The organism is Streptomyces sp. NPDC043870 (assembly GCF_056435785.1).
Genome location: NZ_JBWKDT010000012.1, coordinates 53,816 through 78,020, shown reverse-complemented (window position 1 = coordinate 78,020; position 24,205 = coordinate 53,816). Strand labels below are relative to the sequence as shown.

At 70.8% G+C, this 24,205-nt stretch carries 21 protein-coding genes; 9 read left to right on the top strand and 12 right to left on the bottom strand.

All coding sequences use genetic code 11. From position 1 onward, the window contains the following. Positions 1-362: 362 nt before the first annotated feature. Positions 363-1,034, bottom strand: coding sequence for a two-component system response regulator PhoP (phoP, locus tag AC0699_RS17510; RefSeq protein ID WP_020610279.1), 672 nt, complete (start codon positions 1,032-1,034; stop codon positions 363-365). Between the two features lie 5 nt (positions 1,035-1,039). Further along, complete coding sequence (phoR, locus tag AC0699_RS17505; protein ID WP_478660830.1) at positions 1,040-2,416, bottom strand: two-component system sensor histidine kinase PhoR; 1,377 nt, start codon at positions 2,414-2,416, stop codon at positions 1,040-1,042. Positions 2,417-2,615: 199 nt separating this feature from the next. Between phoR and phoU the strand changes: the two genes are divergently transcribed. Beyond that, positions 2,616-3,293: a phosphate signaling complex protein PhoU gene (gene phoU / locus AC0699_RS17500; protein WP_469766894.1), complete on the top strand. Its 678-nt coding sequence runs from the start codon at positions 2,616-2,618 to the stop codon at positions 3,291-3,293. Between the two features lie 390 nt (positions 3,294-3,683). Here phoU and AC0699_RS17495 read toward each other — a convergent pair whose 3' ends face one another. Together AC0699_RS17495 and AC0699_RS17490 are read right to left on the bottom strand one after the other, a co-directional pair. Then, positions 3,684-3,926 carry a hypothetical protein gene (locus tag AC0699_RS17495; RefSeq protein ID WP_478660827.1) on the bottom strand — a complete coding sequence of 81 codons (243 nt, stop codon included), beginning with the start codon at positions 3,924-3,926 and terminating at the stop codon, positions 3,684-3,686. A 241-nt stretch (positions 3,927-4,167) separates the two neighbouring features. Continuing rightward, positions 4,168-4,929 (bottom strand): phosphoglyceromutase, encoded by a 762-nt coding sequence (locus AC0699_RS17490; protein WP_453664718.1) that lies wholly within the window; start codon positions 4,927-4,929, stop codon positions 4,168-4,170. A 132-nt stretch (positions 4,930-5,061) separates the two neighbouring features. Here AC0699_RS17490 and AC0699_RS17485 point away from each other — a divergent pair, with 132 nt between their 5' ends. Further along, a complete protein-coding gene (locus AC0699_RS17485; RefSeq protein ID WP_478660824.1) occupies positions 5,062-6,366 on the top strand; it encodes an MDR family MFS transporter in 1,305 nt (434 codons plus the stop codon). Between the two features lie 56 nt (positions 6,367-6,422). Here AC0699_RS17485 and AC0699_RS17480 read toward each other — a convergent pair whose 3' ends face one another. The 3 genes from AC0699_RS17480 to mshA all read right to left on the bottom strand — a co-directional run bounded on the left by AC0699_RS17480 (position 6,423) and on the right by mshA (position 10,032). Further along, positions 6,423-8,084, bottom strand: a complete 1,662-nt coding sequence (locus AC0699_RS17480) for a glycosyl hydrolase family 28-related protein (RefSeq protein WP_478660821.1) — start codon at positions 8,082-8,084, stop codon at positions 6,423-6,425. A 120-nt stretch (positions 8,085-8,204) separates the two neighbouring features. After that, positions 8,205-8,696 carry a type III secretion system chaperone family protein gene (locus AC0699_RS17475; RefSeq protein ID WP_453664713.1) on the bottom strand — a complete coding sequence of 164 codons (492 nt, stop codon included), beginning with the start codon at positions 8,694-8,696 and terminating at the stop codon, positions 8,205-8,207. After that, positions 8,689-10,032 (bottom strand): D-inositol-3-phosphate glycosyltransferase, encoded by a 1,344-nt coding sequence (mshA, locus tag AC0699_RS17470; protein ID WP_478660818.1) that lies wholly within the window; start codon positions 10,030-10,032, stop codon positions 8,689-8,691. Before mshA ends, AC0699_RS17475 begins: the two co-directional genes overlap by 8 nt. Before the next feature lie 187 nt (positions 10,033-10,219). Between mshA and AC0699_RS17465 the strand changes: the two genes are divergently transcribed. The 3 genes from AC0699_RS17465 (at position 10,220) to AC0699_RS17455 (ending at position 13,840) form a co-directional block, all read left to right on the top strand. Next, positions 10,220-11,050, top strand: coding sequence for a class I SAM-dependent methyltransferase (locus AC0699_RS17465; protein WP_478660817.1), 831 nt, complete (start codon positions 10,220-10,222; stop codon positions 11,048-11,050). Between the two features lie 198 nt (positions 11,051-11,248). After that, positions 11,249-12,292 carry a C40 family peptidase gene (locus AC0699_RS17460; RefSeq protein ID WP_478660815.1) on the top strand — a complete coding sequence of 348 codons (1,044 nt, stop codon included), beginning with the start codon at positions 11,249-11,251 and terminating at the stop codon, positions 12,290-12,292. A 246-nt stretch (positions 12,293-12,538) separates the two neighbouring features. Beyond that, the gene (locus AC0699_RS17455; RefSeq protein ID WP_478660814.1) at positions 12,539-13,840 is read left to right on the top strand and encodes a PP2C family protein-serine/threonine phosphatase; all 1,302 of its coding nucleotides are present in this window, start codon (positions 12,539-12,541) and stop codon (positions 13,838-13,840) included. Positions 13,841-14,073: 233 nt separating this feature from the next. Here the strand turns inward: AC0699_RS17455 and AC0699_RS17450 are convergent, their stop codons facing one another. The 3 genes from AC0699_RS17450 to AC0699_RS17440 form a co-directional block, all read right to left on the bottom strand. Further along, positions 14,074-14,409 carry a DUF2516 family protein gene (locus AC0699_RS17450; RefSeq protein ID WP_478660812.1) on the bottom strand — a complete coding sequence of 112 codons (336 nt, stop codon included), beginning with the start codon at positions 14,407-14,409 and terminating at the stop codon, positions 14,074-14,076. 176 nt (positions 14,410-14,585) lie between these two features. Further along, complete coding sequence (locus tag AC0699_RS17445) at positions 14,586-15,185, bottom strand: hypothetical protein (RefSeq protein ID WP_478660811.1); 600 nt, start codon at positions 15,183-15,185, stop codon at positions 14,586-14,588. Positions 15,186-15,219: 34 nt separating this feature from the next. Next, positions 15,220-15,654 carry a helix-turn-helix domain-containing protein gene (locus AC0699_RS17440; RefSeq protein ID WP_453664702.1) on the bottom strand — a complete coding sequence of 145 codons (435 nt, stop codon included), beginning with the start codon at positions 15,652-15,654 and terminating at the stop codon, positions 15,220-15,222. 179 nt (positions 15,655-15,833) lie between these two features. Here AC0699_RS17440 and AC0699_RS17435 point away from each other — a divergent pair, with 179 nt between their 5' ends. The 4 genes from AC0699_RS17435 (at position 15,834) to AC0699_RS17420 (ending at position 19,457) form a co-directional block, all read left to right on the top strand. Further along, on the top strand, positions 15,834-16,715 hold the full coding sequence (locus tag AC0699_RS17435; RefSeq protein ID WP_478660809.1) for a GNAT family N-acetyltransferase: 882 nt from the start codon (positions 15,834-15,836) through the stop codon (positions 16,713-16,715). A 146-nt stretch (positions 16,716-16,861) separates the two neighbouring features. Next, complete coding sequence (locus AC0699_RS17430) at positions 16,862-17,011, top strand: DUF6461 domain-containing protein (RefSeq protein WP_478660807.1); 150 nt, start codon at positions 16,862-16,864, stop codon at positions 17,009-17,011. A 508-nt stretch (positions 17,012-17,519) separates the two neighbouring features. Beyond that, on the top strand, positions 17,520-18,362 hold the full coding sequence (locus AC0699_RS17425) for a nitroreductase/quinone reductase family protein (protein ID WP_478660805.1): 843 nt from the start codon (positions 17,520-17,522) through the stop codon (positions 18,360-18,362). 75 nt (positions 18,363-18,437) lie between these two features. After that, complete coding sequence (locus AC0699_RS17420) at positions 18,438-19,457, top strand: helix-turn-helix transcriptional regulator (protein ID WP_478660803.1); 1,020 nt, start codon at positions 18,438-18,440, stop codon at positions 19,455-19,457. A 103-nt stretch (positions 19,458-19,560) separates the two neighbouring features. Here the strand turns inward: AC0699_RS17420 and AC0699_RS17415 are convergent, their stop codons facing one another. Beyond that, positions 19,561-21,843, bottom strand: coding sequence for a S8 family serine peptidase (locus AC0699_RS17415; RefSeq protein WP_478660800.1), 2,283 nt, complete (start codon positions 21,841-21,843; stop codon positions 19,561-19,563). A 241-nt stretch (positions 21,844-22,084) separates the two neighbouring features. Then, the gene (locus AC0699_RS17410) at positions 22,085-24,199 is read right to left on the bottom strand and encodes a HelD family protein (protein ID WP_478660798.1); all 2,115 of its coding nucleotides are present in this window, start codon (positions 24,197-24,199) and stop codon (positions 22,085-22,087) included. Positions 24,200-24,205 lie beyond the last annotated feature (6 nt).

Sequence of the window (24,205 nt, the reverse complement as noted above, 5' to 3'; positions counted from 1 at the left end):
ACCACGCCCCCCTCCCCCCCCCCTTCCCCCCCCCCCCCCCCCCCCCCCCCCCCCCCCCCCCCCCCCCCCCCCCCCCCCCCCCTTCCCCCCCCCCCGCCGCCGTATTTCCGTGTCCGGATCCTTCCGTGCCAGGTCCGTGTCCGGATCCGTCCGTGCCCAGGTCCGTGTCCGGATCCGTGGCCGCCGTTCACGGCTCGAACTCGTAGCCCGGACCACGCACCGTCACCAGGTACCGCGGCGCACCCGGGTCCGGCTCGAACCCCATCCCGCGTGCGCCCCTCGCACTGCTCGGCCCCAGGGGGCCTCCCAGGCTTCGGGACGCTGTGCCGGACTCCGTCCGGCCGGCCGGGGCAGGGGCCGGTTTACGGCTCGAACTTGTAGCCCAGCCCACGCACCGTCACCAGGTACCGCGGCGCACCCGGGTCCGGCTCGATCTTGGCGCGGAGGCGCTTGACGTGGACGTCGAGGGTCTTGGTGTCGCCCACGTAGTCCGCGCCCCAGACGCGGTCGATCAGCTGCATGCGGGTCAGCACGCGGCCCGCGTTGCGCAGGAGCATCTCCAGCAGGTCGAACTCCTTGAGCGGGAGGTCGACCTTGCCGCCGGAGACGGTCACGACGTGGCGGTCGACGTCCATACGGACCGGGCCGGCCTCGAGCGCGGCCGGGGTGACCTCTTCCGGCTCGCCGCGGCGGCGCAGGACCGCGCGGATGCGGGCGACCAGCTCCCGCGAGGAGAAGGGCTTGGTCACGTAGTCGTCGGCTCCTATCTCCAGGCCGACGACCTTGTCGATCTCGCTGTCCTTCGCGGTCACCATGATGACCGGGACGTTGGACCGGCCGCGCAGCTGGCGGCAGACCTCGGTGCCGGGCAGTCCGGGCAGCATCAGGTCGAGCAGGACGAGGTCGGCTCCGTTGCGCTCGAACTCGTCGAGCCCCTCGGGCCCGGTGGTCGCGACGGCGACCTCGAAGCCCTCCTTGCGGAGCATGTAGGAAAGAGCGTCGCTGAAGGATTCCTCATCCTCGACGACAAGCACTCGGGTCACGGGAGGACCTCCGGGGCAGGCAGTGGTTCGCGTGTGGTGGTCCGAGGATCGGGACCGGGGTGGGCTTCGGGATCCGATTCGGGATCTGAATCTGAACCTGAACCTGAATCGGGATCGGGGTCGGGATGGGGGTGGGGGTCGGGATGGGAACGGGAATCGGGATCCGAGTCGTACGGTCCCTCGTCGGCGTCGTCGGCGACCTGGATGTGCGTACGGTCCCGAACGGAGCCGGCCTCCGGCAACCGCAGGGTGAAGGTGGAGCCCTGTCCCTCGGTGCTCCACACCGTGACCTCCCCGCCGTGCGAGGCGGCCACGTGCTTGACGATGGCCAGGCCCAGGCCCGTACCGCCGGTCGCCCGGGAGCGGGCCGGGTCGACGCGGTAGAAGCGCTCGAAGATGCGCTCGCGGTCCTTCTCGGAGATCCCGATTCCCTGGTCGGTGACGGCGATCTCGATCGCCTCACCGCCGGGCGCGGGGACGCGGCGCGCGGCTATACCGACGCGGGTGCGGGCCGGGGAGTAGTTGACGGCGTTCTCGACGAGATTGCCGAGGGCGGCGGCCAGCTGGCCGCGGTTGCCCCAGACGTGCAGGTCGGCGGTGCCGCCGGCGGCCATGGTGATCTGTTTGGTGGACGCGGTGTGCCGGGAGCGGTCGATGGCCTCGGCGACCAGTTCGTCCACCCGTACGGGCTCGGCGTCCTCCAGCGGGTCGTCGTTCTGCACCCGGGAGAGGTCGATGAGCTCCTGTACGAGGTTGGTGAGCCGGGTCGCCTCGATCTGCATACGGCCGGCGAAGCGGGTGACCGCCTCGGGGTCGTCCGAGGCGTCCATGACCGCCTCGGAGAGCAGGGAGAGCGCGCCGACGGGTGTCTTGAGCTCATGGCTGACGTTGGCGACGAAGTCGCGCCGTACCGCTTCGATACGGCGGGCTTCGGTGAGGTCCTCGACGAGGAGCAGCACGAGCCGGGAGCCGAGCGGGGCGACCCGGGCCGAGACGGCGAGGGCTTCGCCCCGGCCGGTGCCGCGGCGGGGCAGGTCGAGCTCGACCTGCCGTATCTCACCGTCGCGCCGGGTTTCGCGGGCCATGTGCAGCATCGGCTCGACCGCCAGCTTCCCACCCCTGACCAGGCCGAGCGCATACGCGGCGGAGCTGGCCTTGACCACGGAGTCGCTCTCGTCGAGAACGACCGCGGAAGAGCGGAGCACGGACAGCACGGTGTCGACGCCGGGCGGAAGCACGGCGTCCGTGTGCAGAGATGTGCGGGTGGGCCTGGCTTGGTCGCGCTCGCTCCAGCGGAATGCCAGCATGGCGATCACGCCGGTGCATGCCCCGGCGATCGCAGCCAATGCGGCGACCGCCGCGTTCACGTCCATGCATCCAGGTTATGCGTGCTCGTGGACGCTCTCCCAGCCATCCGGGTGGCAGCTCGAACAGTCGTCGCCCAGAGTTCACCGAGGGGAAAGTGACGGTTCACTTGGGAGGGAGGATCCGGACGCGTTACGGACCGAACGTGGGAGCGTGGGGGTCTCAGCCCCACCCGGACCCCCGAAGGCTTCAAGAGAGGGACACCCCATGCGGGACGCGTACCACGAGGAACTGGACTCTATCGGCGAGGGCCTGGTCGAGATGGCCCGGCTGGTCGGGTCGGCGATCGGGCGCGCCACGACGGCCATGCTCGACGCCGATCTGAAGCTTGCCGAAAGCGTGATCGCCGCCGACCAGAAGGTCGACGACCTGCAGCACGACCTGGAGGCCAGGGCGATAGCCCTGCTGGCCCGCCAGCAGCCGGTCGCGACGGACCTGCGGATCGTGGTGACCTCGCTGCGGATGAGCGCGGACCTGGAGCGCTCCGGCGACCTGGCCCAGCACGTGGCCAAGCTGGCCCGGCTGCGCTTCCCGAACACGGCGGTTCCGCAGGATCTGCACGCCACGATCCTGGAGATGGGCCAGCTCGCGCAGCGCCTGATGGCGAAGGCGGCCGAGGTCATCATCACCAAGGACGTCGATCTGGCCCTCCAGCTGGAGACGGACGACGACGAGATGGACCTGCTGCACCGCACCCTCTTCACGCACCTGATCGACGAGCGCTGGAAGCACGGCATCGAGACGGCGGTCGACGTCACCCTGCTCGGTCGCTACTACGAGCGGTACGCCGACCACGCGGTCGCGGTGGCCAAGCGCGTGGTCTACCTGGTGACGGGCGAGCACGCGGACGAGCTCCAGGCGGACACGCAGGTCGAGGGCGCGTAAGGCGCGGCCGGGGAGCCTGACCTCCGTGCGCCGTTGATGCGCCGGGCGGAGTGGGCATGCAATGGGGAGAGGCGACACAGGTACGCCTTTGAGGAGGATCCCATGGCCGACTCCCCCACGACCGACCCGCGGCAGGAAGCACCTGTCGAAGTGCCGGTCCCGCCCCTCCGCCTTCCACTGCTGGGCGCCTGCGGCTGCGGCTCGGGCTGCGGCTGCGGCTGCCAGTCGGGCGCGCCGTGCCAGTGCGGTGGCTAGCCATACGGAGCGGAAGGGCCCCGTCCAGCGATGGGCGGGGCCCTTCCGCTTGTCACCGGCGGTTTTCAATCGGCACGCCTTTCATCGGCACGCCTGTTCATCGGCGCGCTGATGGCATGGCTGCGGTGATCGGGACTACCTCAGCGCGACAAAGATGACCACCACATCGTTGAAATCGTCGAAATGCCTGTGGTCGAAGTTCCTGTGGTGGAAGAAGTTGTCGCGGTCGTGATGGTCGCAACGGTCCCAGCCCCGCCAGTCGGAGCAGCCGTAATCGGCCCTGCCGTCGCTCGAGGCGAAAGCCCCGGTGGTCGGCATGACGCCAAGCGCGAGCCCTGCGGCCCCTGCCGCGAGTGCGGCAACGATCCTGCGGCGCATTCCCATGCACCTCCGAGCACTTATCGCCAAATCGGACTTATAACCTATTTCAACTTTCCTCCCTTTCTCGGTGCGCTGTCAAAGGAAAAGTTCAGCCGGGATTCGGCGGCGTCGACAGGCCGTCGGCAGCGGAAAGAGCTCGAAGGCGGCCCGTCGGCGGCAAAGCCGGCACACGACGGCGAAAAGCCCCCTGCCCGCGGAGAAACCGCAGGCAGGGGGCTTGATCGCGGATAGCGCTGGGCTACTTCTTCTTGCCCTGGTTCTTGACCGCCTCGATCGCCGCCGCCGCGGCCTCGGGGTCGAGGTAGGTGCCGCCGGGCTTGACGGGCTTGAAGTCGGCGTCGAGCTCGTAGAAGAGCGGGATGCCGGTCGGGATGTTCAGGCCCGTGATGTCGGCGTCGGAGATGCCGTCGAGGTGCTTGACCAGGCCGCGGAGCGAGTTTCCGTGGGCGGCGACCAGGACCGTGCGGCCGGCCAGCAGGTCCGGGACGATGCCGTCGTACCAGTACGGCAGCATGCGCTCGACGACGTCCTTGAGGCACTCGGTGCGCGGGCGCAGCTCGCTCGGGATCGTCGCGTAGCGCGGGTCGTCGCTCTGCGAGAACTCCGTGCCGTCGGCGAGGACCGGCGGCGGGGTGTCGTACGAGCGGCGCCACAGCATGAACTGCTCCTCGCCGAACTCGGCGAGGGTCTGGGCCTTGTCCTTGCCCTGCAGCGCGCCGTAGTGGCGCTCGTTCAGCCGCCAGGAGCGGTGGACCGGGATCCAGTGGCGGTCCGCGGCCTCCAGCGCGAGCTGGGCGGTGCGGATGGCGCGCTTCTGCAGCGAGGTGTGCAGCACGTCGGGGAGCAGGCCGGCGTCCTTGAGCAGCTCACCGCCGCGGACTGCCTCCTTCTCGCCCTTCTCGGTGAGGTTGACGTCCACCCAGCCGGTGAACAGGTTCTTCGCGTTCCAGTCGCTCTCGCCGTGGCGGAGGAGGATCAGCTTGTATGTCGCGTCGGCCATGGGCCTGAGCCTAATCGACGCCCGACACGGCCGACGATTGACGTCCGCCGTGAATTCAGTGGCGCGGCAGAGCACCACACTTGTAAGTTGCTGATCAGCTCAGCACCACTTACAACCCGGGGGGATGCACGTATGTCCGTAGCCACGCTCAGACGGGCCGCCAAGGAGAGCGTCTCAGGTCTCCCCCGGGAGTTCTGGTGGCTGTGGGCCAGCACCCTGGTCAACCGGCTGGGCGGCTTCGTCGCCACGTTCATGGCCCTGTACCTCACCCTGGAGCGGGGTTACTCGGCCTCGTTCGCAGGGCTCGTCGCCGCCCTGCACGGCCTCGGCGGTGTCGTCTCCTCGCTCGGCGCCGGGGTGCTGGCCGACCGGCTCGGGCGGCGGCCCACGCTGCTGATCGCACAGACCTCGACGGCCCTGTCCGTGGCGCTGCTCGGCTTTATGGAGCATCCGGTGGCGATCGCGGCCGTCGCGGGCCTCGTCGGCATGGCCAGCAACGCCTCCCGGCCCGCGGTACAGGCGATGATGGCGGACATCGTCCGCCCCGAGGACCGGGTACGGGCCTTCTCCCTCAACTACTGGGCGATCAACCTCGGCTTCGCGATCTCCTCCGCGGGCGCCGGCCTGATCGCCGAGTACAGCTATCTCGCCGGCTTCCTCGGCGAGGCCGCCCTCACCCTGGTCTGTGCGGTCCTCATCTTCGTCAAGCTGCCGGAGTCCCGGCCCGAGCGGAGCGCCACGGAGGGGAGGAGCGAGCCGGACATCGGTCTCGGCACCGTCCTGCGGGACGGCCGCTACATGGGCGTCGTCGGTCTCTCCTTCCTGATCTCGCTCGTCTTCATGCAGGGCTGGGTCGGCCTGCCCGTGGCGATGGGCCTGGACGGCTGGTCCCCCTCGGACTACGGGTTCGTCGTCGCCGTCAACGGCGTGATGATCGTCGCCCTGCAGATCCCGGTGACCCGCTTCATCGAGCACCGCGACCCGCAGCGGCTGCTCGTCGTCTCCGCGCTGCTGGCCGGATACGGCTTCGGGCTCACGGCCTTCGCCGGGTCGATCGCTGTCTACGCGGTGACGGTGTGCGTCTGGACGCTGGCCGAGATCGTCAACTCCCCCACCCAGATGGGCCTGGTGGTCCGGCTGTCCCCGGTGCACGGCCGCGGCCGCTACCAGGGCGTCTACACCCTGTCCTGGTCGGTCGCCGCGCTGATCGCTCCGCTGATGGCCGGTTACGTCATCGACCGCTTCGGCGCCGAGTGGCTGTGGGGCTCGTGCGCTGCGCTCGGCACGGTGGCGGCGCTGGGGTACTGGCTGCTGATGCGCGGGCTGCCGGAGACGGATCCGCAGGAGATGGCGGAGAAGGCGGTCCCCGGGCCGGCAGAGGACGACGTCCCGGCTGTCGCCGCCCCGGCCGGGGCCCCCGGAAAGGCCGACGCCTAGGGCCGGTCCGGGGCCGGCGGCCGGCGGCCGGCGGCGAGCGGCGGGCGGCGGGCGGCTCAGCGGTCGAGCTCGCGCTGCGCCTCGTACAGATTCCGCGGCCGTACGGCTCCGGGCGAACCGTACGCCTCGATCCGGGAGTTGAGCTCCCCGGTGAAGTCCGGTACGTCGGTCTGGTCGAACTCCCGCACGGCGGAGATGCCGACGGTCGCGCTGTAGGGGGCGATTGCGTCGATCCGCACGAGACCGGCGCGCTCGTTCGTCACCGTGACGTTCCAGTGCGTGAAGCGCGCCCCGTACAGGGGTCCGGCGCTCGCGTCGCCGCCGTGGCGCCCGTTGTTGTCGACGGTGATGTCGGTGCGTACGTTCGCGAAGGGCATCCCTCGGTGGGTGTCGAAGGTCCCCATCTCCATCACGCCCCGGGACCAGACGTTGTAGCTGGACAGGCCCTCGACGTTGATGCCGTGCAGCTGGGTGCCGGCCGGGGCGGGCACGGTGCGCTGCTCGATGACGAAGTCCTCGACGAGGTTGTCGTGCGCGCCTTCGCGGCAGAAGTACGGATGGTGCGAGCCGCGGCCCGCGACGCGGGTGCGCCGCAGCGTACAGGCGGAGGCGGCGACGAGCCCGAAGCCGTTGTCGACGTGGCGGACGGTGATGTCGTCGGCCCAGCAGTCGTACGCGCACTGGAAGGTGACACCGTTGTAGCCCTTGTCGAGGAGATGCGGCGACTGCGGCGTCTCGACCGCCTCCAGCGTCAGCCCCTCGACACCGGAGCCGGTCAGCGCTTCCACGTGCGTGGTGATGCGCGGGTCCCATTCGGGGCGTACATCGAGAGGCAGCGGCCGCTCGAAGGTGACCTTCCGGCCGTGGACGGCGGTGATGCGTACGGGCCATTCGTAGGGGACGTACGACGTCAGCTTGGTCTTGTCGTCCCAGTAGTACGCCTCGGGTCCGGCGCCGCCGCCCGCCATGTGCTCCAGCAGGGTGTGCCCGGCGTCGTCGGCGAGCCGCAGCAGCACGAGCTGACCGCGCCGGAGGGCCGATGCGTCGTCGACGGTGACGCGGTGGTCACCGCGTCGGGCGGCCCGGACGGTGGTCAGGGTGCTCCATTCGTCGCGCTTGTTGCCGGTCCAGCCCTCGAAGGGCCAGGCCTTGGCCTTGATGGCGGCGGTCAGTGAGTCGTAACGACCCTGCGGGCAGAGCCAGATGAGGCCGCCCGCCCAGGACCAGCTGGACTTGTCACCGCCGTAGCGGCTGCCGTACTGGCCGATGAGTTCGGTGAGATTCTTCGTCGCGACGAGCTTGGTGCGGCCGCTGCCGGCGCCGCGCAGGACGACGTTGCTGTGGCCGATCCGGATGACGTCGTCGATCCGGTACGTGCCGGGCGGGATGACGACCGTGCCGCCGCCGCGTTCACCGGCAGCGGCGACGGCACGGTTGATCGCGGGGGCAGCGTCCTCGGAGCCGTCGGCCTTCGCCCCGTGGTGCAGGACGTTCGCCACGACGGGCCGCCGTGGGAAGTGCGCCGATCCGCCGCGCTGTCCCGCCCTGCCGACGTACGGGATCTGGGGGTGGGTGTACGGAGACAGGGCGAACTCCCGCCAGAGCGTTGCCGTCTCCTGGGCCTCGGGAGTCGCGGCGTTCGCCGGACCGCCGGACACGGCGACCGCCGCCACGGCTATCGCACCGCCGAGCAGGCTCCGTCTGGTCAGCTGATCCATGAGCCCCGCCTTCCATGTATATGAACGTCGTTCATGTCTACGTCGGCGGTGAGCATGGCACGACCGGGAAGGGCAGGGAAGGGGGCGCGCAGAAGGTGTGCCGAAGGTGGCCGGCTGCGGCTACTTCGCAGGCCGCTGAGTCAGATGAGTGAACGCGTCGAGATTACGAGTGGACTCGCCGCGCGCCACCCGCCACGCGTACTCCTTGCGGATCGCGCTCGCGAAGCCCAGCTCCAGCAGGGAGTTGAAGCCGCCGTCCGCCGCCTCGAGGACCGTGCCCAGCAGCCGGTCCAGCTCGTCCGGGTCGACGACCGCGAGCGGCAGCCTGCCGACGAGATAGATGTCGCCGAGCGGGTCGACCGCGTAACTCACGCCGTACAGCTTGAGATTGCGCTCCAGCAGCCAGCGGTGGACGCCCGCCTCGTTCTCATCCGGGTGGCGGATGACGAAGGCGTTGAGGGAGAGGGAGTGCTGACCGACGATCAGCGAGCAGGTCGTCGACAGCTTGCGGGTGCCGGGGAGCTTGATGACGTACGAGCCCGGCGCGGGACTCTCCCACTCCAGTTCGGCGTCCTTGAGGTACGCCTCGATGATCTGCCGCACGTCAGCCATGGTGGGAGCGTACGCGACGGCGGTGTGAGTGCATCGCCGCCGTGTAGACCTCGGCGGTGGCCGAGGCGGCCCTGGCCCAGCCGAAGGAGCGGGCGTGCGCGGCCGCGGCCGCGCCCATCCGGCTCGTCAGACGCGGGTCGTCGACGAAGCGGCGCAGCGCGCGGGCGTAGTCGGCAGGATCGTGTCCGGGCACCAGGAAGCCTGTGGAGCCGTCCCGTACGGCCACCGGCAGCCCGCCGACGGAGGCCGCGACGACGGGGGTGCCGGTCGCCTGCGCCTCTATGGCGACCAGACCGAAGGACTCGCTGTACGAGGGCATGACCAGCACGGACGCGGCCCGGAACCAGTCCGCGAGCCGGTCCTGGGCGACGGGCGGCCGGAAGCACACGACATCGGCGATGCCGAGCCGGGCCGCCAGCTTCTGCAGGCCCTCCGGCTTGGCGAGGCCGCTGCCGCTCGGCCCGCCGACGACGGGCACGACCATGCGGTGGCGCAGGGACGGGTCCTGTTCCAGCAGCAGGGCGACCGCGCGCAGCAGCACGTCGGGGGCCTTCAGCGGCTGGATACGGCCGGCGAAGAGCGGGATCACGGCGTCCTGCGGGAGGCCGAGGCGGGCGCGGGCGGCGGACCGGCCGTCCGCGACCCGGAAGCGGTCCAGGTTCACACCGGGATGGACGACGGCGACCTTGGCGGGGTCGGCGTCGTAGTGGCGGATCAGCTCGCCGGCCTCCTCCGCGGTGTTGGCGATCAGCCGGTCGGCGGCGTCGACGATCTGGGTCTCGCCGATCACGCGGGCCGCGGGCTCGGGGGTGTCGCCGTCCGCGAGCGCCGCGTTCTTGACCTTGGCCATGGTGTGCATGGCGTGGACGAGGGGGACGCCCCAGCGCTCGGCCGCGAGCCAGCCGACGTGGCCGGAGAGCCAGTAGTGGGAGTGGACCAGGTCGTAGTGGCCCGGCCGGTGGCCCGCCCAGGCCTGCATCACGCCGTGCGTGAAGGCGCACAGCTGGGCCGGCAGCTCCTCCTTGGCCAGGCCCTCGTACGGACCTGCGTCGATGTGCCGTACCAGCACGCCGGGCGCGAGCTCGACGACCGGGGGCAGCCCGCCCTCGGTCGACCGGGTGAAGATCTCGACCTCGACGCCGATGGTGGCCAGCCGCTTGGCCAGCTCCACGATGTAGACGTTCATACCGCCCGCGTCGCCGGTGCCCGGCTGGTGCAGGGGCGAGGTGTGCACGCTGAGCATGGCGATACGGCGCGGCTTGCGGTGCTGGCCGGGCAGCCGCAGCCGGGGCGGCGACGCCAGGGTGCCGGCGAGCCGGGACACGTACTGACTCACGTGGACGGTCCTCTCCGCTCGGGTGCGCGGACATGGCCCCAAGGGCATGCCGAAAGGGAGAGCACGTACTGCCCTCCAAGGCCCGTCAACAGTGGAAACCTCTCTTTCATTTCCCCCTTTGCCGAATCATTGCCAAGGCCTCACGGCGTGTCACAGCCGCCCCGGTCCGCCCCTTACCCTCGGTTGCATGCCCCCGCGCTCCGTCCCGCCCCCGTCCCGCCCTGTGGGCGCGGTGACCCGCGGCACCACCAATCCGAACCGGCTGCGCCGTATGGACCGCTGGATCGCCGCCGTGCACGGCCCGGCGCTGCGCCGCTCGGCCGCCGCCCCGGTCGCGGTCGATCTCGGGTACGGGGCGGCCCCCTGGACCGCCGTGGAGCTGCTGCAGCGGCTGCGGGCCGCCGAGCCCCGCACCCGGGTCGTCGGCATCGAGATCGAGCCGGCGCGGGTCGAGGCGGCCAAGCCGTACGAGCGCGAACAGCTGCGGTTCCTGCACGGCGGCTTCGAGGTCCCGCTGCCGGACTCCGACGGGCGCCCGCTGATCATCAGGGCGGCGAATGTGCTGCGGCAGTACGACGAGGACCAGGTGGCCGCGGTCTGGGAGCGGCTGTGTGCCCGCCTCGCGCCCGGCGGGCTGCTGGTCGAGGGGACGTGCGACGAGATCGGGCGGCGGCACGTGTGGGTGGCGCTGGGCCCCGAGGGGCCCAGGACCGTCACCTTCGCCACCCGGCTCGGCTCGCTGGAGCGGCCTTCGGACCTCGCCGAGCGGCTGCCCAAGGCGCTCATCCACCGCAATGTGCCGGGCGAGCCGGTGCACGCGTTCCTGCGGGACTTCGACCGGGCGTGGGCCGCCGCTGCTCCGTATGCCTCACTCGGCGCACGGCAGCGCTGGATCAGGGCCGTACGGGAGTTGTCCGCCGACTGGCCGCTGACGGGCACCGGGACGGATGGTCTGCGGCGGTGGCGGCAGGGCGAAGTCACGGTGAACTGGTCGGCCCTGGCGCCCAATTCGGGCTGAACAGACAGCGAAGGGGCGGCGGGGGGAACGCGGCCCGGGGTTTGTTCGTCTGTGACGGGTGAGAGTGATCGTCACCGTGAACCATCCGACTGGCTCTGTCTCTTTGGCGCGGGTCGTGGCACCATCACGTCGGCAAACGTAAGTTACTGACGGTAAATCATATGTGAGCATTGTCAGGCCTTGTCCGGAGGGGGACTTGTGAACCGACGCCGCTGTGCCGCCGCCGCGATCACCGTGGTCTGCGCCGTGACGCTGCTGGTGCCGCCGGCCCAGGCTTTCGCCGCACCCGCGCCGCCCGGGCCTCCGAAGAAGAGCCTCGAAGAGGTACGCACGGAGCTCGACGGCCTCTACCGCAAGGCGGCGTCCGCCACCGACGCGTACAACCTCGCGGAGGAGCAGGCCGACAAACAGTCGGCGCAGATCGTGAAGCTGGCCCAGGAGATAGTGAAGGGCCAGGCCAGGATCGACGACCTCAAGGACCGCGCCGGCGCGACCGCCCGCGCCCAGTACCGGGGCGGCGGCCTGCCGCCCGAGGCGCAACTCGTCCTCACCGACGACCCGCAGCTCTTCCTCGACGGCGCCGGCCGCCTCAAGGCGGGCCAGAAGGCGACCAAGGACCTCCTCGGGGAACTGACGCGGACGCAGGCCAACTTGGCCGCGTACAGCAGGGAGGCCAGCGCCCACTGGGCGAAGCTGGAGGCCAACCGGGTCAAGCAGGAGAAGGCCAAGAAGGAGATCAACAAGCAGATCGCCGCGGCGAAGAGGATAGAGGCACAGCTGCAGAAGGAGGAGCTGGCCCGGCTGCTGAAGCTGGAGCAGGAGGCCGCGTACAAGGCGCAGACGGCCTGGCTCGGATCCGGCGTCCTCAAGGAGATCAACGGCCGCGCCAGCGAGCAGGGCAAGGCCGCGGTCGAGTTCGCGACGAAGCAGATCGGCAAGCCGTACGTGTGGGGCGCGGAGGGGCCGGGTTCGTACGACTGCTCCGGGCTGACCTCGCAGGCGTGGGCGGCGGCGGGTCGCGGCATCCCGCGCACCTCGCAGGAGCAGTGGCGGCTGCTGCCGCGCATCGACATCAAGGACATGCGGCCGGGCGACCTGATCATCTACCACTCCGACGCGAGCCACGTGGGGATGTACGTGGGCGACGGGGCGATCGTGCACGCGCCGCGACCGGGACGGAACGTGACGCTCGCGGGCGCCGGGTCGATGGCGATCCTGGGGGTCGTCCGCCCGGACAAGTGAGTGAAACCACATCAAAACGGGCGGAGTGAGCCGGGTCACGCGGGAGTTGCGTGACCCGGCTCACCCGTGGTGCGTGACGTTCGTCATCACCGGGAGGGCAACTACCTCCCGATGCGCGGCATATGCCATCGACTCTTCCCGAACCGCCATTCCCCCACACCCCCGGCTACCGCTATGGTCCCCGTCTGGCGGGACGTCGATCGTCGTCACGCCCGCGCCCTCGGGGGGAGGGAAGGAACCGAAACGATGCCCGTACCCGTTCCGCGCCAGCGGACCGGCTCACCAGTCGCCGTAGGCACATCCGCCCCAGGACCCGCCGCAACAGGAACCGCCGACGCAGGACCCGTCACGGAAACCGCGTCCGGTGGCGACCTCACCCTCACCCTCCTCGTCATCGAGGACGACCCGGCGGGCACCTTCACCGTCCCCGAGCTGCTCGACGCGGCCGGCACCCGTGTGCGCATCCGCACCGCCCGCAACCTCACCGAGGCGGAGCGGCTCCTCACGGACGACGTCCACTGCATCCTCGTCGACCTCGCGCTGCCCGGGCCCGCCCGTGGCCGCGAGAGCGGCGACGCGCTCGCCGTGCTGCGGCACGTCCTGCGTCTGGCGCCGCGCCACGCCGTGCTGGCGCTGACCACGAACGCGGACGCCGAGCGCGCGGCGGAAGCGGTCCGGGTGGGGGCACAGGACTTCCTGCTCCGCGACGAGCTGGACGGGCGGCTGCTGACCCGCGCCATCCGGTACGCCGTCGAGCGCAAACGCGCCGACAGCACCCAGGTGAAGCTGACCGAGTCCCGGCTGCGGGCGCAGGAGAACGCCCGGCTGGAGCGCGGCCTGCTGCCCACTCCCCTGCTCCAGGGCTCCGATCTGCGGTTCGCGGCCCGCTACCGTCCGGGACGCTCGCGCGCGCTGCTCGGCGGCGACTTCTACGACACGGTCCGCACGCCGGACGGCACGGTCCACGCGATGATCGGCGACGTCTGCGGCCACGGGCCGGACGAGGCGGCGCTCGGCGTGGAACTGCGGATCGCGTGGCGGGCACTGACCTTCGCCGGGCTGTGCGGTGACGAGCTGCTCTCCACTCTCCAGCAGGTGCTGGAGCACGAGCGGGAGAGCGAGGAGATCTTCGCGACCCTCTGCACCGTCGACATCGCGCCCGACGGGCGGCGTGCGGGCCTGTGCCTGGCCGGCCACCCGTCCCCGCTGATCGTCCGCAAGGGCAGGCCCGCGCAGCTGCTGCCGTACGAGAACGGCGGCCCGGCGCTGGGCCTGCTCCCGAGGGCCCGCTGGCCGCGCCGCCAGGTCGAGCTGGGCCCCGCGTGGAGCCTGATGATGTACACGGACGGGCTCATCGAGGGCCGCACGTCGCCGGGCGGGGACCGGCTGGGCCAGGACGGCATGGTCGACATGGTCAACCGCCAGCTGACGGCGGGGCTGGGCGGTGAGGCGCTGCTGGAGGCCGCGGTGGCAGAGGTGCGTGAGATGAACGGCGGCGACCTGACGGACGACGTGGCGGTGCTGCTGCTGGACCGGGTGCGGGGCTGAGGCCTGTCTGAGGCAGGACTCGCGGGGGCGAGGCGGGCCCGAGGCAGGACGGACAGGGCCGAGGCGGGCCTGAGGCAGGACGGCAGGGCAGAGGCAAGGGCGGGCAGGGCTGAGGCCTGCCTGAGGCAGGACTGCCGGGGGCGAGGCCCGTGGGCCGGGTTCTGCCTGGGCTTCGGCAGGCGCAACCGGGCCCTTACCGGGTCCTACCAGGTACTACCAGGCCTTACGGAGCCTTACCGGCCGCCGTTGTAGGGCCCGTACGGCCCGTCGCTGCTGGAGCCACCGCGCCGGCCGCCTCCGCCCGAGACCTGCTGGAGCGCGGGGCGCACGTCGACCATGAAGACGATCGTGGCGATCAGCCCGGCGATCTGCAGGAACAGCATCGGCACCAACAGGTTCACGGCGACCGTGATGCCCAGGATGACCAGCCAGAACATCTTCGTCTGCTTGTCTGCCGCCCGGTAGGCGTCCTCACGAGCGAAGGCCGCGAAGCCCAGCGCCACCACGGCCAGAACGAGCATGGCCAGGTTGAGCAACCAGAGAATCGTGCCGAATCCTGCGAGCAACATGCTGAGCACCGCCTAGTGAGTTGAAGCGCCTCACGACCAAGGTACGGCCAGGACATGGCCAACGTACCCGGACAACGGGCCGGGAACCTTGAAGGTGCCCGGCCCGTGGAGCGGGCCCGTGCGGTGGGCCCGTGGGGTCTGATCGCCTGCTTCCCGGCGTGCGGGAAGCCTGCCGGCTACTTCCCGGTCTGCGGGGAGGTGGCCTTCTTCGCCGCGGGCTTACGGGCGGCGGGCTTACGAGCGGCCGGCGGGGCAGGCTTCGTGTCCTCGGCCTTCGCCTCCGCCTTGGCCTGGGGCGCGTCCGCGGCCTTCGGCTCGTCCGCCTTGGGCTCGACGGCGACCGCGATCTCCGCGATCTCCTCGGCGGCCTCGCCGCGCCACGCCTTCACGGTCTGCTCACCGTGCTCGGCGACCTTCTCGTACGTCTCACGGGCCCTGACCGCGTACTCGGCAGCCACGCCCACGCCACGCAGCGCCAGGTCCTGAGCGGTCTCGCCCAGCTTCTTCAGGTCGGTGTCGATGTTCCCGAGCACCTCGGTGACCTTGGCCTGCACGGTGGCCTGGGCCTCCTTGGCCTGCGCGGTCACCTTCGCCTGCACCGCCTTCGGGTCGGTCTCCCGCACGGCCTCGAACCGCGCGGGCGCCTCGGCCCGCAGCTGCTCGATCAGCCCGGGCACCTTCTTGGCCTGCTGGACGGCGAGGTCGGCCGTACCGGCCGCGAAGTAGAGGGGAGTCGGGTCGGTGAGGGTCTTACGCAGGTCATCGGTGATGGCCATGACTGTGGTCCTCCCGGATCGCAGATGTCTCAGTTCAGTCTTCGGGTGTTGAGGGTTGGTCGGCACCACGTCCTGCGGCCGTGCGGGGGCCGTCCTCGGCGGTGTCCTTATCCGTATCGGCGTCGAAGCCGTTCTCCTTGCGGAACGAGTCGTAGATCTGCAGAAGCACTTGCTTCTGCCGCTCATTCATCGAGGGATCGGCCAGGATGACGGCCCGCGTCTCCAGCTCGTCCCGCTCCCGCTCGTCCAGAATCCCGGCCCGTACGTAGAGCGTCTCGGCCGAGATCCGCAGCGCCTTGGCGACCTGCTGCAACACCTCCGCGCTCGGCTTGCGCAGCCCGCGCTCGATCTGGCTCAGGTACGGATTGGACACCCCGGCGGCGTCGGCGAGCTGCCGCAACGAGAGCTGCGCGTTGCGCCGCTGCTCGCGGAGGTACTCACCGAGATTGCCGACGTTGAGGGATGCCATGCTCCGATGGTGCAGCACCTCCGCTAACTATTGCAAGCATGCGCTTGCAAAAGTGCGCTCCATCACTCGGGCGGCGGCACTCCGACGTTCGTCCGGGACCGGCGGTGCTCTGTCCACCCAACCGAGTCGTTCGGGTGGAAAACCACGGGGCACACCCGCAGCATGGAGGATCATGAAACATGCGACCGGATGACTGGCACCTCACCGAAGACGTCGACGACTTCCTCGCCCGAGCCGGAGACTTCCTGCGCTCGCGGCCCGACCTGCACGTCATGCCGCTGACGTGGACCGCGAGACTCCGAGCACGTGGGGCGGCCGCGTTCGGCACCGAAGCCCCCGTCTTCGGCGTGCTGGAGCGAGCGGGCGAGATCCACGCCACCTTCCACCGCCTCCCGCCCCGCGCTTTGTGCCCCACCCCGCTCACGCCCGAGCAGGCCGACACCCTTGCCGCCCGCCTGGCCGCCCTCGGACACTCCCTTCCCTCCGTCAGCGCGGACCACAGCACCGCCACCGCTTTCGCCGAGGCCTGGCAGCGGCACACCGGCGCGACGCCGAGAATCCGCGACACGCGGCTCCGTCTGTACCGCCTCGACACCCTCACCCCACCGGAGCCGATGCCGGCGGGCCGCGGCCGCCTCCTGGGCGAGCAGGACCTTGAGCAAGTCATGTTCTGGTGCGGCGAGTTCGCCAAGGCCGTCGGGGAAGTCGTCTCCATAGACGCCGACACGTGGGCCGACACCCGCTTCGCCGACAAGCGCTACACGTTCTGGGAGACCCCGGACGGCACTCCCGTCTCCATCGCGGGCATGAACCCGATGATCGGCGGCCAGATCCAGGTGGACATCGTCTACACCCCGGCCCACCTGCGCGGTCACGGCTACGCGGGCGCCGTGACGGCGGAGGTGAGCCGGGCCGCGCTGGCCGCGGGCGCGAGGGAGGTCGTGCTGTTCGCGGACCTGTCCAACCCCACCAGCAACGCCCTCTACCAGCGCCTCGGCTATCGCAGGCTCACCGACTGGGCCGCGTACGACTTCTCGTGCGCCGCACCGGAAGTCGGCTGAGAGCCAGCGAACTCGCGGGCGCAGGACACCAGCAGCAGAACCACACGATCGGTTGACGGACCTGCCGGCCTCGACGGCGCAGCCCGGACAGAACTTCGCCTGCTTGACTCCGGGCGATGTCAGACGCGTGAGCGAGGATCTCGGCCATGACTGCGACTGCTGCCGACTACGTCTGGTTCGAAGAGCTCTGCCCGGACCTCGCTGAGGCCTATTGCTTCACGCTGGTGCACAGCCTGCCCCCCCCGCAGACGTACTCGCCCGCCTCGGAGGGCGGGCCGGCGGCAGCGCGGAGCTGAGGTGAGGTGAGGTGAGCGCGTGACGAGTCGGGCCACTGCGGCATAGTGCGCCCCGCACATCCGTCGGCGCATTCCCTTTCTCCAGGCCGGGAATCGACGTTGCCACGGCGCCCAGCCCGGTATTAGGTTGTGATCGTGACTGCCGGGTCGGCCATGGGCCACGAACGAGTAGGGCACCCGGCCTCGGAGTGATTTCGAGGCGGGCGAGAGGCCCGCCTTTCTGCTTTCCGCGCCATCTGCGCGCTTTTCACGCTCATCGCGCTCATCGCGCCACTCTCCGCGTGACACCCGCCATGCGTGCGACGAGTTCCAATACGCGCCACCCGCGCCGTGCGGCGTGCGTGCCGTGCGTGCGTGCGTGCCACCTCTTTCTCGCGCTCGACCGCGCCTGACCGCGATTCGCCGTGCCCCACGGCGCATCGATCACCGCCAATTCCGCGAGCGCGCCTCAACCCGCCCCCACCCGGCGGTGATTCGCCATGCCCGCAAACAGAGAAGAAAGCAGAGAATGCCGAACGATTTCAATCAGCAGGTCATCAATGAGTTCCGCGCCAACGGCGGACGCGTCGGCGGCTATTTCGAAGGAGCCCGGCTGCTCCTCCTCACCACCACCGGGGTGCGGTCCGGCGCCCCGCACACCACCCCCGTCGGATACCTCCCCGACGGTGGTGAACGAGTCCTCGTCATCGCCTCCGCCGGCGGCGCACCGAAGAATCCGGACTGGTTCCGGAACCTGCTGGCCCATCCCCGTCTCACCGTCGAGGACGGCGTCTTCACCTACGAGGCCAGGGCCGTCGTCCTCGAAGGCGCGGAGCGCGACGCCGCCTTCGCACGTGCCGTCGAGGCCGACCCCGGGTGGGCGGACTACCAGGCCAAGACGGAGCGTGTGATCCCCGTGGTCGCGCTCGAAGCGATCGAGAACGGACCGCCGAACCCGAACGCGACGTCGATGGGTGAGGCCCTCAAGGTGATCCACGACGGCTTCCGGCGGGAACTCGCCCTGATCCGCAAGGAGATCGCCGAATCGGGCCCCGGGCTGGGCGCACAGCTCCGCATCAACTGTCTGACCCTCTGCGCGGGTCTGCACAACCACCACACCGGTGAGGAGGCCGCGATGTTCCCGTTCCTCGCCGGGCGGTACGCCGAACTCGCCCCGGCGCTCGACAGATTGCGCCAGGAACACGAGAAGATCGCGGCCCTCACCGCCGAACTGCGCGAGGTCGTCCGATCGGACGGCGCGGAGCGGGAGCTCGTACTCCGTGAAGTCGAGCGGCTCACCCACGAGCTGGAGAGCCATCTGCTCTACGAGGAGGAACAGTTGATCCCGATCCTGGACGCGTCCGCCCCCTGAGCAGACGCGGTGGCAGGTTCTTTGTCAGGCTGAACAGGCCACATGGTGGCCACTTCCCCCGGGAGAATGGCCGGCATGAAGGCCGATCGGCTGGTGGCGGCGCTGCTGTTCCTTCAGGCGCGCGGGCGCGTGACGGTGAGCGAGGTCGCCGCGGAGCTCGAAGTGTCGGAGCGCACGGCACGCCGCGACCTGGAGGCGCTGGCGAGCGCCGGGATTCCCGTGTACTCGCAGCGCGGCCGGGGCGGCGGCTGGTCGCTGGTCGGCGGGGCCAGGACCGACCTCACCGGGCTGACCGCCGGCGAGATCCGGGCACTGTTCCTCGTCGCAGGGCCGTCGTCGGCCGGCCCGGGCACGCCGGCCGGCCCAGGCACACCGGGGAGCCTGTCCGGCGGCCTCATGGCCACGCCCGAGTTGCGGACGGCGCTGCGCAAGCTCGTACGGGCCCTGCCGGCGCCGTTCCGTTCCGAAGCGGAGGCCGCGTCGCGGGCGGGGGTCACCGACGGTACGGACTGGTCGCGTTCCCCGCTCACCGCCGCGGCGCCCCACCTCGACGCGCTCCAGCGCGCGGTGCTGGACGGTACGCAGGTCAGGCTCGGTTACACCGCTCCGGGCAAGCCCGCCCGTGAGCGCACGGTCCATCCGCTCGGGCTCGCGTCCAAGGCCGGCGTCGGCTATCTCGTCGCCGGAACCGAACGCGGACTGCGGACCTTCCGGCTCAGCCGTGTCACGTCCGTCGATCCGACCGGCGAACCCGTCGTCCGTCCGGAGGGCTTCGATCTCGCCGAGGCCTGGCGCTCACTTGCCGGGCGCATGGAGGACCGCATGCTGGCGACGACCGTACGGGCCCGGGCCGAGCGGAGTGCCGAGCCGGTGCTGCAGGGGCTGTTCGGCGGGCGGCTGCGGGTCGGCGGGCCGCTCGACGACGGGTGGCTCGAGATCGAGGTCGACGGGCCGTCGCCGGAGGTGGTGGCAGCGCAGTTGGCCGGTCTGGGCGCGCGGGTCGAGGTCCTTGACCCTCCGGAGGCGCGGGAACGGCTGGCACGGCTCGCGGCAGAGCTGGCCGCCACGTACGGGCCGCCTGCCACGACCGAGTGAGGTGTGCGGCGTGCGGCGTGCCGAAACCCTCGAACGGAGCGCCGGAAACCGGAAACCCTCAGGGTCGTGCACACCCCCAACGCCACCCACCTCGACTACCGCGTCAACCGGGCACCCGCTGGAGCGGAGCGGTCAGCCGGCCGGTGACCACGAGGGCGTAGTCCTGTGGCCCCTTGAGCAGGTTCCGGGCGAAGATCTGGATCAGGTATCGGCCGGGCTGCGGCGGGTCCAGCCGGATGATCTCCACGTTGTTCGTGCTGTCGGTGCCGAACAGCCGGTCCGGCAGACCGCCGTTGCCGGCGTGCTTGGAGCCGTCGGGGGCTTCGAGAAGAATGCTGAGGTCGTTCTGCAGCGATCTGCCCGGGAGGTCGGTGTACGCCATGCACACCCGCAGCGGCAGTCCTGCCTCGGCCTCCACGGCGAATCTGATCCGTTCACCGGTGCGGCGCAGCTGTCGGGCCGGTGTCTCCCAGGCGTCCACGAATTCCAGCACGAGGTCCGGGTTGCCCGGACTGGGGATGCTCGACGGCATGTGGATCGCGCCGAAGCCCTGGTGGTAGTGGGGGTGCTCGGCGATCGAGTCCTGGGCCGTGAGCCTCCTGGTTCCGTTGATCAGCGTCGCCTTGAGGAGCGCGGCGCTGGGCTTGGCCGAACGTTCGCTGACGTAGTACTCCCGTACGAGCGCCGCACAGCCCGAGACGAGCGGCGTGGCCATGCTGGTCCCACCGTTGAAGGCGTATTTCTCGTTCGGGTGCAGAGCCCAGAAGTTCTTGGGACGGGCGGTCGCGGACCTCGTCGAGAGAATGTCGGTTCCCGGGGCGATGGCGTCCGGCTTGACCCGCCAGTCGTCGCAGGGGCCCCGGCTGCTGAACGCAGCCAGCGCCTCGGGGTCGCCCGACACGTGCTGGTCGGCGATCGGCCCGTCCGGGAAGCCTTCGAAGTCCCTCCACTTCCGGCCGGAGAGCCCGCCCTCGGTCCTGCTGCTGCGGCCGGCGCCGATCGTCAGCGCGTTCTTGCACGACGCCGGCGACCCGATCGACGCCCAGTCGACGAAACCCGGCGGCGAGTGCAGCCGCACGGCTGCCGTGCCCTCGTTCCCGGCGGCGATGACGACGAGCATGTCGCGACGCTGCTGGACGTACTCGTCCACCTCGTCCGAGTTCACGGTGTACGCGGACCCGGTCGCCGCTCCCCAGCTGTTGCTGTGGATCCGGGCGCCCGCCTGGTACGCCGGTTCGAAGAGATCGGCCAGCAGGAACGGCAGTCCGCCGAGCTCGCCCGCCGGGTCCATGACCGACTGGAAGTACAGCCTGGCCTCGGGCGCCGCACCGCGGAAAGCTCCCTGCGAAGCGGATCCGTCCCCGAGGACCGAACCGGCCACATGCGTGCCGTGTCCATTCGGGTCGCTGGCGTCACCGGGCCGTCCCAGCGGGACCGCGTCGACGATCCGGCCGTTGAAGTCCGGGTGCGTGTCGTCGAGTCCGGTGTCCGCCACGGCCACGATCTGGCCCTTCCCGGTGAAGGGGAAGGCGCCGTCCGCCGCGCCGGGCCCGCCCGCGGCGCCCGGGGACGTCACGCCGAGCAGCCCGAGCGCGACATCGTTGAAGAACTTGGGCGGTACGTACTCCACCATCTCCAGCACGCCGGTGAGCTGCGGGATCCGGTTCTCCAGCGGTGAGCCGTCCGCCAGCTCGATGCGGATGCGGTTACGGGCCGCGGCCAGCACCCGCAACTCGTCCGTGCTCGCCTGTTCCTCCAGCCACGTCACGACCCGGCTGCGTGCGTCCGCGTCGGTCAGCCGCAGATCCCATCGGCTGCTGCCGCCCGTACCCGCTTCAACCGTTTCCTCTTCATCGAACTCGGCGGGCCCGCCGGGGCGTTCGGTCCGCAGGCGCACGGGCGCGGCCAGCCGTGGACCGTAACGATCAACGGACACCGCGAACGGCAGATTGACCAGCGCCGTCGCCTGCTCGGGGGTGGCTTGCACGAGGTACGCGTTGGTGGGTACGGCTCGTTCCAGGGTGACGCCCAGACCCTCGATCTCCGTCCGGTACTCCTCCAGCAGCGGCTCACCCAGTTGAAGCATCCACTGTGCGGTGACGCCGGATTCGAGGGGTAGAGCCTCCGGGGCACCGGCATCGGCTTCCGGGATCTCTCCGCCGCCCCCGGCGGCTTGCCCGGTCACGCGCCTGCGCCCCATCGCGGCCGTCTCGGCACTGGGGTTCGGATCGAGCCGGTCGACGGTCACGCCGGCCGCCTCCAGCGCGGGAATGTCCGCTTCGCTGATGTCGCCGATCACAAAGCTCTCGGTCGCCGAGGCGTTGCTCAGAAGCCTCACGGCTTCACCGAGTTCCTGTTCGTGCATGCAGTAGGCGATGACGCGCATGGGAATCCGTCCCTTCCCTGACCGCACAGAGGCTGACAGGAACGAGGAAGAGGAAAGGGAACGGCGGGAACACCGGCGACACGCCTACCCCCAATCTAACTCCGGCGGCTCCGCCCCGCGCGTCGGCGGGAGCCGCACCACGCCCGGTCCCGCCTCCCCGAAGTCCTCGCCGAGGCCCGACCGTTGACTGACGCACGCAACGCTGACCCACGCCACGCTGACTCACGCCACGCTCACGCCGTCATGCCAGCTCCGGCGGCAGGGGCCTCTGATGCAGGACGTCGAGACGCGAGACCGCCCGGGTGAGGGCCACATACAGACGGTGCAGCCCACGCTCCTCCGCCGAGGCGATGGCGGCGGGCTCGGCGACGACGACATGGTCGTACTCAAGCCCCTTGGCGAGCGACGCGCCGAGGACGGTGACGCGGCCGTCGCCGTCCTCCGCGATGCCGGCCGCCGTGAGCGCGCCGCGCAGCACGGGTACGTCGGAGTCCTCCGTGATCACACCGACCGAGCCCTCCTGGGTGAGCGCGGCGCGTACCGCCTCGACCGTCGCCGCGGCGATGTCCGGGACCGCACGGACCGTCAGCTCGCCGTCACGCCGCAACGAACGGGCCGGCGGCACATCGACCGGCAGGGCTCCGAGGAGCCGGTTGGCCAGCTCGACGACGGCCGCCGGGACGCGGAAACCGGTGGTCAGCGACACCACGGCGGCCTGTGGCCGGCCGAGATGGGCGAGGTGTTCCGGCCAGCTGCGGGCGGCCCACGGCGTGGTGCCCTGAGCCAGATCGCCGAGGACGGTCAGCGAGCCGAAGGCGGAGCGCCGGGCGATCGCGCGGCACTGCATCGGCGAGAGGTCCTGTGCCTCGTCGATGACGATGTGGCCGTAGCCCTCGGGCCGTTCGATCAGGCCGGCGAGTTCGTCGAGGAGGACGAGGTCGGCGGCCGACCATGCCGCAGACTTCCAGGTGCGGGGCGGCCGTTCCCAGCGGATCGCTTCCCGTTCCTCCGCGGTGAGCGGGGCGTCAGCCAGGTCCGTGACCGGTACATCGGCCGGGTCCGTGAGCAGCGCATGGTCCGGGTCCGTGAGCAGCGCCGTCAGTACCTCCTCCGGCCGCACCTTCGGCCAGACCGCGTCGACGAAGGCGGAGACTGCCCGCGACCGGCCGATGCGCTGCGTCCAGGTGCTGCTCCTCGGCCCCGACCTGCGCTCCGCCTGGAGTTGCACCGCGCGGACGGCGCGCGTACGGACCCGTTCGCGCCCGACGGCGTACGGCGGCGCCTCCGCCCGTACGCCGTCGACGATCCGCTCCAGCTCGGTGAGCGGTACGCGCCAGCGGTACGAGCCGTCCGGAACGGCCAGTTCGGCAGCCGGGGAGCCGACGCGGGCGTACAGCGCGCGGTGCAGTACAGCTGCCATCCGGGCGTCGTGCTTGACCGCGGCGGCGGCGTGGCTGTCCCGTGCCCGTACCGGATGACGGGCGATCTCGTCGTCGATCGTCGACTGCCGGACGTCCATCTCGCCGAGCGCGGGCAGCACTTCGGAAATGTAGGAGAGGAACGTGCGGTTCGGGCCGAGGATCAGCAGTCCGCCGCGCCGGATGCGCTGCGGGTAGGTGTAGAGAAGGAATGCGGCGCGGTGCAGCCCGACCGCGGTCTTGCCGGTACCGGGCGCGCCTTGTACGCAGACGGAGTCGGTGAGTCCGGACCGTACGAGATCGTCCTGCTCGGGCTGGATGGTGGCGGCGATGTCGCGCATCGGGCCGACGCGGGGCCGCTCGATCTCACCGGCGACGATGGCGCTCGTCCATGACCCGCCCGGCGCCGGACGCTCGCCACCCGGCGGACGCTCGCCACCCGGCACATACTCGCCACGCGCCGGCTGCGGACCACGCGTCGACTGGCCGCCACGCGTCAGAGGCTCGTCCTCCAGGCCGGTCAGATCGACCGAATCACCCTTGCTGTGCGGGGCCCAGCCGAAGCGGCGACGTACTGCTACGCCCTGCGGATCGCGGGCACTCGCCTGGTAGAAGGCGCGGGAGACGGGGGCGCGCCAGTCGACGACGAGCGGCGGGGCGGCCGGGTGTTCGCTGATGCGCCGACGGCCGATGTGGTGGCTCTGGCCGTCCTCGTGGTCGAGACGGCCGAAGAAGAGGGGGCTCGGGGGAAGTTCGCGCAGTTCCTGGGCGTGGCTGCGGAGCTCGTAGCCGAGCACCTCGGCGTCGGCGCCCGAGGCGGCGACGTCCTCGCCGGTGATGACGCGGGTGGCGGCGCCTTCGACCATCGCGGTCAGGGCGGTACGGCAGGTGTCGTGGTAATCGCGTTCCTGGCTGAGTGCATGCTCGAGTGCCGTCATTCCACC